General features: G+C 73.4%; 10 protein-coding genes. 4 read left to right on the top strand and 6 right to left on the bottom strand.

Features of this window, described 5'->3' with window-relative positions; genetic code table 11:
* From VG276_02275 to VG276_02250, 6 genes are all read right to left on the bottom strand, one after another.
* On the bottom strand, positions 1-617 hold a 617-nt coding region (locus VG276_02275; protein HEV8648235.1), incomplete at its 3' end, for an NAD(P)H-binding protein.
* A gap of 71 nt (positions 618-688) precedes the next feature.
* Positions 689-868: a hypothetical protein gene (locus VG276_02270; GenBank protein HEV8648234.1), complete on the bottom strand. Its 180-nt coding sequence runs from the start codon at positions 866-868 to the stop codon at positions 689-691.
* Between the two features lie 640 nt (positions 869-1,508).
* Complete coding sequence (locus tag VG276_02265) at positions 1,509-2,570, bottom strand: Gfo/Idh/MocA family oxidoreductase (protein HEV8648233.1); 1,062 nt, start codon at positions 2,568-2,570, stop codon at positions 1,509-1,511.
* 68 nt (positions 2,571-2,638) lie between these two features.
* Positions 2,639-3,472, bottom strand: a complete 834-nt coding sequence (locus VG276_02260) for a TIM barrel protein (GenBank protein ID HEV8648232.1) — start codon at positions 3,470-3,472, stop codon at positions 2,639-2,641.
* Positions 3,473-3,938: 466 nt separating this feature from the next.
* A complete protein-coding gene (locus VG276_02255) occupies positions 3,939-6,476 on the bottom strand; it encodes an FtsX-like permease family protein (GenBank protein ID HEV8648231.1) in 2,538 nt (845 codons plus the stop codon).
* A gap of 6 nt (positions 6,477-6,482) precedes the next feature.
* A complete protein-coding gene (locus VG276_02250) occupies positions 6,483-7,238 on the bottom strand; it encodes an ABC transporter ATP-binding protein (protein HEV8648230.1) in 756 nt (251 codons plus the stop codon).
* 230 nt (positions 7,239-7,468) lie between these two features.
* Here VG276_02250 and VG276_02245 point away from each other — a divergent pair, with 230 nt between their 5' ends.
* The 4 genes from VG276_02245 to VG276_02230 all read left to right on the top strand — a co-directional run bounded on the left by VG276_02245 (position 7,469) and on the right by VG276_02230 (position 11,349).
* The gene (locus VG276_02245; GenBank protein ID HEV8648229.1) at positions 7,469-7,831 is read left to right on the top strand and encodes a response regulator transcription factor; all 363 of its coding nucleotides are present in this window, start codon (positions 7,469-7,471) and stop codon (positions 7,829-7,831) included.
* Position 7,832: 1 nt separating this feature from the next.
* Complete coding sequence (locus tag VG276_02240; protein HEV8648228.1) at positions 7,833-9,605, top strand: histidine kinase; 1,773 nt, start codon at positions 7,833-7,835, stop codon at positions 9,603-9,605.
* Positions 9,593-10,237, top strand: coding sequence for a response regulator transcription factor (locus VG276_02235; GenBank protein ID HEV8648227.1), 645 nt, complete (start codon positions 9,593-9,595; stop codon positions 10,235-10,237). Before VG276_02240 ends, VG276_02235 begins: the two co-directional genes overlap by 13 nt.
* Before the next feature lie 269 nt (positions 10,238-10,506).
* Positions 10,507-11,349, top strand: coding sequence for a molybdenum cofactor guanylyltransferase (locus VG276_02230; GenBank protein ID HEV8648226.1), 843 nt, complete (start codon positions 10,507-10,509; stop codon positions 11,347-11,349).
* Positions 11,350-11,353: the final 4 nt, after the last annotated feature.

Here is an 11,353-nt window from a genome sequence, read left to right as displayed (position 1 = left end):
ACGCGAAGCATGAGCTGGGCGACGTCGGCGCGGGAAACCGACCAGCCGCCCCGGAGGTTCTGCCCGTACGCCGTCCGGTAGGTGCCGGTCAATGGCCCCTCGGTCAGCCGCGGCGGCCGCACGACGGTCCAGTCCAGGCCGCTGTCGCGAAGGATGTCCTCCATCAGCGCCAGATCGGCGTAGTGCCTGCGGAACGCGGCTTTCGCAAACGGACTGAACAGGTTCCGCATGAAGAACCCGTCGCCTGGGTCGTGGGTGGGCGGCTTGGGGCGGCCAGGCGACGGCACGGTGGCGATCGGCGCGGCGCTGACCACCACGACGCGTCGCACGTGGGTTGCCTGCATCGCCCCGACGATGGCGCGGGTGCCCCGCGAAGCGACGCCGGCGTCGGAGGCCGACCGTGGGCCAAGGCCGGAGAGGACCGCGTCGGCGCCGGCGACGGCGGACTGGAGCACCAATGGGTCCGCGGCCGCCAGGTCGGCGGCGACGACGCGGGCCTGTCGGGACAGCTGCTTGGGGTTTCGTGCCACGGCGGTGACGTCGTGGCCGGCGGCGACGGCCTGCTCGAGGACCTGCCGTCCGATCCCGCCGGTCGCCGCGAAGATCGTGAGCTTCATCGGTTGCTCCATGGTGTGTGCGGCGTCCTCGCCGGCCGTCCTGCCGCGAGACGGTCATGGTTGCGTTCCCGTCAGTTCCGGAAGGCGGCGGCGTGGTCGGCGGCCCACCGGGCGTAGGTGCGCGCGGGGCGGCCGAGGAGCTTTTCCACCTCGCCGCTGACGGGCGCCGCCTGCCCGACGCCGCGGGCGTACCTGGCCAGCAACGCCTCGACGGACGACGACTCGGCCTCCCAGCAGGGCGAGCTGGTCAAGCCGCCGGCGCAGCGGCTTGAGAACCTCGCTGGGTGGCTGTGCCCCGATCAGCGAGACCCACGTTCCCATCGTGGGCCTCCTTGTCCTCGTGGCTGGCGTCGCGGCCGCGTCGCGACCAAGGGTATGGTCCCAACGATCGCCCTGCAGCGGTGCAGTTGCATCACGGCCAGCCACCATCTCGCCTTCCGGCTGGCTGGAATCCCAAGCTGCCCGCTACCGATCACGGTCGCCGGTCGCCGGCCGCAGATGCTGAAGCAGTGGGCGCCATCGGCGACCCCGGGACCAGGCGGCCGGTACACGGTATGAGTGAGAATTCCTTGTTTGAAATGTGGGGAATGGCGGCGAAGCCGCATCAAATCGTGCTGCCCACGATCTACCTCTCGGCTGGGCCCGGGCTCGGACGCCGGACGAGGGAATGCCGTGGGAATGTGGGTCGCCCGGCCCAGCCGGGAGGCGGGCGGCACACCTACGTAGCGAAGCGGGGCGGGCCGCGCCTGCGGCGCGGAGTGGCTAGCCTCTTGTTGATTGCGGCTGTTGGGTTGACGCGCGTGGGCTGGGGTGCCGGGCACGTTCGGCGTGCTCGATGGCTGTGGCGGCCCGCCGGGTCAGGTTCTCGGTCAGGGTCAGGTGCTCGTCACATTACGGTTGCTGGACCTCGTCGAGTCGCTCTGGCCTCCCGGTGTCGACCGAGCGGATGGCGGCCAGGGCGATGGCTAGGGCGGCGCGGGCATCCCGGCCGCCCGGCTGGGGGGCGACACCGGTGCGGACGCAGTCCACAAAGTGGGCCAGCTCGGCGGTGTAGGCGTCACGGAACAAGTCCACGTTGCGCCTCCAGGTGTCGCTGGCCACGCCCTCGGGGCCGTAGTAGGTCATGGTGGTGCGGCGCAGGTCACCGGCGGTGGCCATGCCGGCCGACCCGAACACCTCACCGCGGATGTCGTAGCCGTAGACGGCGTTGAAGTTGGCCTCGGCGGTGGCGATGGCGCCGTTGTCGAAGCGGACCAAGACCACGGCGGTGTCCTGCAGGCCCTGGGCCTTGAAGTCCGGGTAGGCCAGGGCGTCGGCGACAGCGTAGACCTCGACCGCCTCGGCGCCCGGGTTGAGGTAGCGCAGGGCGTCGAAGTCGTGGATCAGGGTCTCCAGGAAGATGGTCGAGGGTGGCACCCGGCCCGGGTCGGGGATGCCGGGGTCGCGGGTGAGCGAGCGCAGCAGCTGCGGGATGCCGAGGCGGCCGGCGGCGACCAGGTCGTGAGCGGCCCGGAAGCTGGGGTCGAAGCGGCGGTTGAAGCCGACCTGCAGGGCCACCCCGGCCGCGTGGGCGGCGGCGATGGCCCGGTCGGCGTCCTCGAGGGTGAGGGCCATGGGCTTCTCGCAGAACACCGCCTTGCCGGCCCCGGCGGCCGCCACCACCAGGTCAGCGTGGAAGCGGGCAGGGGCGGCGATGACCACCGCCTGAACGGCCGCGTCGGCCAGCAGCTCAGCCGCGTCGGTGGTGGCCTGCGGCGCGCCGAGCGAGCCGGCGAGCCGGTCGGCCGCCCCGGGGGCCGGGTCGGCGATCGTGGCCAGCCGTGCCCCCGGCACCCGCCGGGCCAGGGTCTCGCCATGGAAGGCCCCGATCGCCCCGGCCCCGATGAGGCCAACGGCGGCGGGGGCGTCAGCGGCCGTCCTGCTTGCGCCCGGTGTGGGATCGGTGGTGGTCAACGCGTTCCTCCTTGCTAGCGCGTGGTCGCCGTCGTGGGCGGACAGGCCGCAGAACTGGCCGTGCCGGCTCAGGCCCCGGTGACGCCGGGCCGGGTGAAGGCCGCGCGGAACCGCTCCAGGGCCTGCTCGCTGTCCCCGGAGGCCCACGCCTCCAGGCCGACGGTGCCGCGGTAGCCCAGCTCCTCCAGGGCGGCCGCAACCGCCGGGTAGTTGATCTCCCCGGTCCCAGGCTCACACCGCCCGGGGACGTCGGCGACCTGGACCTCGCCGATCAGCGGACCGGCCCGCCGCAGCAGCTCGATCAGGTTCCCCTCGCCGATCTGGGCGTGGTACAGGTCCAGCATCAGCCGCAACCCCGGACGCCCCACCGCCTCGACCAAGGCCAGGGTGTCGGCGGCGCGGGCGAACGGCACTCCGGGATGGTCGACGGCGGTGTTGAGGTTCTCCAGGCAGAAGGTCACCCCGGCGCGCTCGCCGAGGGCGGCCAACCGCTCCAGGGTGCGGGCCGCGGCCAGCCACATCGCCCCGGTGACCTGGCGGACCGGGCGCACCGGCAGCCCCTTGTCGTCGAGCCCGGTGCCGTGCAGGTTCAGGCGTGGGCAGCCGAGCCGCTCGGCGACGGCGATCGACTGCTCGGCCGTGCGCAGCAGCTCGCTGGCGCCGGGGTCGTCGGTGAGGGTCCCGGTGACATAGCCGGTCATCGACGAGAACACCGCCCCGGTCCGGACTAGGGCGTCGATGTCCTTGCGGGTCCAGTCCCAGATCTCGACCTGGAACCCAAGGTCGGCGATCCGCCGGATCCGCTCCTCCACCGGGAGCTCCAGGAACACCATCTCGGCACACACGGCCAGCTCGACCGACCACGTCCCCCCTGGCGTCCCGGGTTGCTGCTGCTGGTCCATGTCCCGCCGATCCCTTCTCTTTGCCACGGATCGTCGCATTCCGGGACTCGGCTAGCCAGCCAGCTCCTCGGCTGCCGGCGAAGGGCACCTGCTCGACCGCCTCCTGGGCCACGCCTCCTGACCAGCGTGTCTGACGATCCGTTGCCGCGTCCGGGCGGCTGGACGTGACGATCCGTCGCACTCCCTGCGACGGGTAGCGTGCGGAAGGAAGCGAACCGAGCAAAGCCGGTGCAGCGCTCAAGGAGCGGGTGGCCGACACCAGGCCCGACCCCGTCGCCTGGCTCCGCGCCAAGCTCAGGCGCCGGCCACGCGAGGACCGCGCGGACGGCTGAGTGGGGCGCCCGCCGGGGCGCCCCACTCTCCTGGTGGCGACCGCTACTCGCTGGAACCCGGTGATCGCCTACTGGGTTCCTCGCTGAGACCCGGTGATCGCCTACTCGGTTCCTCGCTGAGACCCGGTGACCGCCTACTCGGTGGTGATCGCCCCGAGCACGTCGAGCTTCGCGGCTCGGCGTGCGGGGAGGATGGCCGCGACCACGCCGGCCAGGGCGGCGCCGAGGATGATCACCGCCAGCTGGCCGACCGGCACCGCCAGCGCGCCCTCGTCGGGGACGGTCCTCACCATGGCCCAGCTGAAGCACAGGCCGATCACCAGACCCATGCCGGTGCCGAGCAGGGCGATGATCACCGACTCCCAGCGCACCATCGAGCGCACCTGCCGCCGGGTCATGCCGACCGCCCGTAGCAGGCCGAGCTCCCGGGTGCGCTCGAAGACCGAGAGGGCGAGCGTGTTCGCGATGCCCAGCAGGGCGATCAGGACGGCCAGGGCCAGCAGGACGTAGACCAGCCCGAGCTCCTTGTTGACCTCGGCGAACTGAGCTCGCTTGTGCTGCGCCCGGTCCTGCAGCCTGGCCGTCGGGTAGTCGGCCGTCACCCGCTCGACCGCCGCGCGGGCGGCGCCGAGGCTCACGCCCTCGGCCCGGTCGACCAGCACCTTGCTGTCGAGCCGGTCAGGGTAGTTCGCGTCGTAGGCGGGCAGTCCCAGGATGTAGCTCGAGCCCAGGCCCTGCTTGTCGCTGAAGATCGCGGCCACGGTGAGCCGCCGCTCGCCGGCCGTGGGGAAGCGCACCCGCACCTCGTCGCCGACCGACCAGCCTTTGGCCCTGGCCGCCACGTCGAGGACGGCGATGCCGTCGGTATCCAGGTCCCCGAGACGGCCCTTGGCGATGGCGAGGTCGGCGATCCGGCTGTAGCTGGCGGGGTCGACCGCGACGAGGTCGGAGATGGCGCCGTCGATCTCGGCCGTGTTGCTCCGCACCCCGGATGCCGCCTTGACCTCGGGCAGCCGGGCAAGCCGCTTGGCCAGGTCGGGGCTGAGCGCTGCGAAGCTTCCGGTGTCGATCTGGAAGTCACTGGTGAAGGTCTTGTCGATCCGGGCGTCGAGCGACCTCTTGGCCGTGGACCCGAGGATCGTGATGAAGGCGACCAGGCTCACCCCGATCATGAGCGCGGCCGCCGTGGACGAGGTGCGCTTGGGGTTGCGCATCGCGTTCTCCCTGGCGAGGGTCCCCTGCATGCCCTTCAGGGCGGGCAGGGGCGCGCCGATGAGCCGGCTCACGGGCCGGGCGATCACCGGACCGAGCACCGCGACGCCGAGGAAGATGACGCCGGCGCCGAGACCCACGAGGAGCATGGCGCGCCCGGAGTGGGACAGCAGGCCGAACGAGAGCGATGCCACGCCCGCGGCGATGACGGCGGCGCCGGTCGCCAGCCGGCTCCGGGAGCTCCCCGAGGTGTCGCGGGCGAGGTCGCGCAGCGCCGCGACCGGCGGGACCTTCGCTGCCCTGCGTGCCGGGAGAACCGCCGAGGCCGTGCTGACCAGGACGCCCGCCAGCAGCGAGACGGCCACGGTGCGGGGGGCCAGGACGATGCCGCCTGCCGGGATCTCGAGCAACCCGAAGCCGGTCAGGAGCGCCCTGAGCCCGGCGGCCACGCCGATGCCCGCGGCCACGCCGAGCAGCGCGGCGACCAGCCCCACCACCACGGCCTCGAGCAGCACCGAGCCGAGCACCTGCCGCCGGCTGGCGCCGACTGCCCGCAGCAGCGCCATCTCCCTGCCCCGCTGCGCGACGACGATCGAGAAGGTGTTGTAGATGATGAACGAGCCGACGAACAGCGAGATCAGGGCGAACACCAGCAGGCCCCGGTTGAGGCCCTTCAGGGCCTTCTGGATGCTGCGCCGGCCCTCCTCGACGATCGCCTTCCCGGTGACGACCTCGGTGCCGGGAAGCGCCGTGCCGAGGCGGTCGCGCAACTGCTCCTGCGACACGCCCTGGTCGGCCACCACGCTGATGTCGTTGAACTTGCCCGGCTCGGCCATGAGGCGCTGCGCCGCGGCCTGGCGGAACAGGACCCCGCTCGTCGAGGCGAGGCTGTCGGCCGTGCCAAATCTTGCGATACCGACGACCCGCACCCGCTGCGGGCCTGCCTGCACGAGGACGGTGACCGTGTCGCCCGCGACGAAACCGGCCTGGTCGGCGCTGGCCTTGTTGACGACGACCTCGTCGTCGGCCTGGGGCGTCCGCCCCGCGACGAGGGTGAACGGATTGAGCGCCGCCACCTGGTTCCAGTTCAGCCCCAGGGCGGAGTCGGGCGTGCCGATGGCCTTGCCCTGCTTGTCCACCAGCTGGGCGTAGCCCAGGACGTTGCCCTCGGCGGCTCGGACGCCCGGGACGCCGGTGATGGTGCGCACCTGGGCGGCGTCGACCAGGGGGCGCTGCTCGCCGATCCCGGAGGGCGCAGAGGACGCCACTGCGGCCCGACCGCGAACGACCGCGTCGGTGTGGGCGTAGACGCTGCCGAACAGGTCGTGGAACGTCTTGCCGATGGTGTCGGTGAGCACGAACGTGCCGGCCATGAACCCCACGCCGAGCAGGATGGACAGGGCGGTGGTGAACAGGCGGAGCTTGCGGGCCGCCAGGCCCGTGATGGTGGTCTTGAACATCGGTCTCTACTCCCCGAACTGCTTCATGCGGTCGAGCACCCGCTCGGCCGTTGGTTCGGCCAGCTCGTCGACGACACGGCCGTCGTTGAGGAACACCACCCGGCTGGCGTAGCTGGCCGCCACCGGGTCGTGGGTGACCATGACGATGGTCTGGCCCAGCTCCCGCGCCGCGTGGCGCAGGAACGCGAGGATCTCCGCGCCGGCCCGCGAGTCGAGGTTGCCGGTCGGCTCGTCGGCGAAGACGATCTCCGGGCGGGCAGCGAGGGCACGGGCGACGGCCACCCGCTGCTGCTGGCCGCCGGACAGCTCGCTGGGCCGGTGGGCCAGGCGGTCGCCCAGCCCGACCGTCCGGATGACCGTGTCGAGCCAGCCTTTGTCTGGTGTGCGTCCGGCCAGCGCGGCGGGCAGGGTGATGTTCTCCAGCGCGGTGAGGGTCGGCACCAGGTTGAAGGCCTGGAAGACGAAGCCGATCCGGTCCCGCCGCAGCAGGGTGAGGCGCTTGTCGTCGAGGCGGGTCAGGTCGACCCCGCCGACGCGCACCTCGCCCGAGGTGAGGGTGTCGAGGCCCGCGACGCAGTGCACCAGCGTCGACTTGCCCGAGCCCGACGGGCCCATGATGGCGCTGAACTGGCCGCCGGCGAAGCCCAGCGTCACGCCGTCGAGGGCCCGCACCTCGGCGGCGCCCTTGCCGTAGACCTTGGTGCCGTCGACGACCGAGGCGGCCACGCCCGAGCGGCTCCCGGTCTCCGTGGTGATGTCCATGTGGACGGTCATGCGTTCCTCCATCTCTGTAGGCTCGGGTGATCCGACGCGGCCCCGAGCGCGGAGCAGCTGACGGCTCGAGACCCTACGGGCGGGCACGGGGCACGGGCATCGGGGCCGTCCCTGGACTCGAGGGAGGGCCCGCCCTGCGATCCGGTAGGGGCAGACCCTCACCCCGGGGCAGGGGCAGCCCTCTGGTGCGGCTCCCGGCTAGTTGCGACGATGGCGCCATGAGACCGACCGTGCTGATCGTCGACGACCACCCCGGGTTCCGCTCCCTCGCGCGCAAGCTGCTCGCGGCGGGCGGCTTCGAGGTGGTCGGGGAGGCCGCGGACGGGCATGCGGCCATCGACGCCGCTCGCGAGCTGCGGCCCGACGTGGTGCTGCTGGACATCCAGCTCCCCGGCATCGACGGGTTCGAGGTGGCCGAGCGGCTCCGCGACGGCGCGGCCGGGCCCGCCGTGGTGCTTGTCTCCAGTCGCGACCGTGCCGACTACGGCGCGCGCGTGGAGCAGTGTGGCGCGCGGGGATTCATCCCCAAGGCCGAGCTGTCCGTGGACGCGATGCGCGCCCTCATGGGAGCGACCGGATGAGATGAGCCAGCGGCTGCGCCTCGCGCTCGCCCTCACCGCCCTGGCCGCGGGGCTGGTCGACCTCGCGTTGCTGCTACGGGCCGGCGAGGACCGGCCCGGGCCGCTCGCCTACCTGCTGGTCGCGATCATCGGGGTGAGCTGGTCGTTCGCGGCGGCCGGCCTGGTCGCCTGGTCGCGCCGGCCCGACAACCGCACAGGTGCGCTCATGGTCACGGTCGGGCTGGCCTACTTGTTGAACGGCCTGCTCTTGAACGGCGTGACCCTCGTCCGCGCGCCGCTCGGGTTCGCGCTCTGGTTCCTGGTGGCAACGCTGCCGGAAGCCGTCCTCGCCCACCTGATCGCCGTCTACCCAGACGGCCGGGCGACCACCCGGCTGCAACGGCTGTTCGTCGTCGCCAACTACGCAGCCACGGTGCCCCTGGCCCTGGCCCAGTTGCTGCTGGTGGACCCGGCCTCGCTGGGCTGCGCCGAGTGCCCGGACGACCTCCTGGCGCTGGGCGGCCGCCATCCGTACGGTGAAGCGGTGCTCGCGGTCTCGAACCTGGTCCTCGTGGTGCTGGCCGGGCTGCTGCTCTGGATCGTGATCTCCCGCTGGCACCGGGCGCCCGAACCGCGGCGGCGCAGCCTCGCCCCGGTCGTGCTGGTCGGGGTCGTGCTGGTGGTCGTCTACCTGATCGGGCAGGCACTCATGGTGGTGATGTCCAGCCCACCGTCGCCGATCGAGATCGGGTTCAACCTGACGATCCTCATGCTGCTGCTGCTGTGGCCGCTGGCGTTCCTGGCCGGACTGGCGCGGACCCGGCTGGATCACTCGGCAGTCGGCGGCCTCGCCATCGAGCTTAGCAAGGCCCTGCCGCCCGGCCGGCTCGAGCAGGCCCTCGCCCGCGCCCTCCACGACCCCACCCTGACCCTCGCCTACTGGCTGCCCGACCGGCACGCCTTCGTCGACGCTGCGGGACACCCGGTCGAGCTCCCGGCCGCCGGTGACGACCGCGCCGTCACCATCCTGCGCCAGGGTGGCGACCCGGTCGCCGCCCTGCTCCACCACGCCGCCCTCGACGACGATCCCGCGCTGGTCCAGGCCGTCGCGGCGACCGCCCGCATGACCATCGAGAACCAGCGCCTCCACGCCGAGGTCCGCGCCCAGCTCGAGGAGGTGCGCGCCTCGCGCGCCCGCATCGTCGAGTTCGGCGATGCCGAGCGCCGCCGCGTCGAGCGCAACCTCCACGACGGCGCCCAGCAGCGCCTGGTCAACGTCTCGCTCGCCCTCGGAATCGCCCGGTCGCAGGTCGGGACCGCCGGCGACGAGGAACTCGCCGCAGCCCTCGACGAGGCCGCCGCCGAGCTGCGGCGCGCGCTCGCCGAGCTGCGCGAGCTGGCCCGCGGCATTCACCCGGTGATCCTCAGCGAGGCGGGCCTCGGGCCCGCGCTGGCAGCACTGGCCGAGCGCTCCCCCATCCCCGTCACCCTCGCCCCGGTCGTCTCCGAGCGGCTCCCACCCCGCGTCGAGGAGACCGCCTACTACGTCGCGTCCGAGGCGCTCGCCAACGCCGCCAAGCACGCCCGCGCCACCGCCGTCACGATCAGCGCCCGGCGGCGCGGTGGCGACCTCGTCGTCGAGGTCGGCGACGACGGCACCGGCGGCGCCGACCCGGACGGTTCGGGCCTGCGCGGCCTGGCCGACCGCGTCGCCGTCCTCGACGGCCGCCTGCACGTCCACAGCCCTGCTGGGCAGGGCACCTGCATCACGGCGGTGCTCCCGTGCGCGTCGTGATCGCCGACGACGCCGTGCTCTTTCGTGCGGGGCTGGCGCGAGTCCTCGAGGCGGCGGGCATCCGGGTCGCCGCCCAGGTCGGCGACGCCGAGCAGCTCCTTGCCCGGGTGCGCGCCGACCCGCCCGACGCGGTCGTGGTGGACATCCGCATGCCCCCGACCCACACCCGCGAGGGCCTCGACGCCGCCCAACGCATCCGCGCCGCGCACCCGGGGGTGGGGGTGCTGGTGCTGTCGCAGTACGTCGAGACCCACCACGCCATGCAGCTCCTCGCGGACGGCGCCGGTGGCGTCGGCTACCTGCTCAAGGACCGCGTCGCCGACGTCGCCGACGTGACCGACGCGGTCCGCCGCGTCGCCGCGGGCGGGTCGGTGATCGACCCGGAGGTGGTCGCGCAGCTCGTCGGCCGGCGACGGGCCCGCAACCCGGTCGAGGAGCTGACCGAGCGGGAGCGGGAGGTGCTCGCGCTCATGGCCGAGGGGCGTTCGAACCAGGCCATCTGCGAGCGGCTGTTCCTCAGCCCGAAGACCGTGGAGGCCCACGTCCGCAGCATCTTCACCCGCCTGGACCTGCCGGTAACCCCCGACGACCACCGCCGCGTCCTCGCCGTCCTCGCGTTCCTACGAGCCTGACGCGCGCTCCTGCCTGAGGGTGGGAGATCCCCGGCTGTACCCGCAACGTCGCCGACATGGCCCGGACCGGCGTTCGCCTGCTCGACCCGTTCCAAAGCGCGGGTGTAGCCCGTGCGCCCCCTGGCCGCTGACGGCTCGGCGCTGGTGCGGCATGATGAGGTCGACGGCCGCCGCGACCTCGGCCGGCGGACGTCGAGCCTTCCCGGGGGCGGACATCGAGCCCCCCAGGGGGCTGGCGGCAGTCCGGGGAAGCGGCACAGGGGCAGGGCATGACCAGCACAGGGATCGTGCTCGCGGGCGGGCGGTCCTCGCGCATGGGCACGGCCAAGGCGGCGCTGGAATGGCACGGCTCCACGCTGCTGCGGCGGGTCACCGGGCTGGTCGGTCGCATGGTGGACGGGCCGGTGGTGGTCGTCCGGGCCCCCGGGCAGGCCCTGCCCGAGCTGGGCCCGGAGGTGGAGCTGGTCGAGGACCCGCGCGAGGGGCTGGGGCCCCTCCAGGGGCTGGCCGCGGGCCTGGCCGCGACGGCCAGCCGGGCCGAGGCGGCGTTCGTCTGCTCCACCGACCTGCCCTTCCTGCACCCCGCGTTCGTCCGCCGCGTGCTGCGGGCGCTCGACGGCGGCGTCGAGATCGCGCTCCCCGTCGCGCTGGGCTTCCCGCAGCCGCTGGCGGCCGCCTACCGCACCACGCTGGCACCCGACGTCGCCAGGCTGGTCGCGGACGGGCAGCTCCGCCCGGCCTTCCTGCTGCGCGACCACGCGGTCGTGCGCCTGGACGAGGCAGCCCTGCTGGCCGATCCGGTGCTGGCCAGGCTCGACCCCGAGCTGGCCTCGGTGGTCAACGTCAACGACCCGGCCGAGTACGAGGCCGCCCGGGCCCGGCCGGCCCCAGAGGTGACGGTGCGGCGGTACGGGGTGCTGGCCGTCGCGGGCCAGCGCGGGCCGCGGACGGTCCGGGCGGCCACCCTGGCCGGCGCCGCCGCGGCGGCCGGGCTCACCCTCGACCGGCACGTGGTCGCCGCGCTGAACGGCGACCAGATCACCCGGGACGGCGAGCTGCCCCTGGTAGCCGGTGATACCGTGGCCTTCCTGGCCGCGGATGCAGGAGGCTAGGCGG

It is taken from the genome of Actinomycetes bacterium, from assembly GCA_036000965.1.
GTDB lineage: Bacteria > Actinomycetota > CALGFH01 > CALGFH01 > CALGFH01 > DASYUT01.
This window is presented reverse-complemented; position numbering and strand designations above follow the sequence as displayed.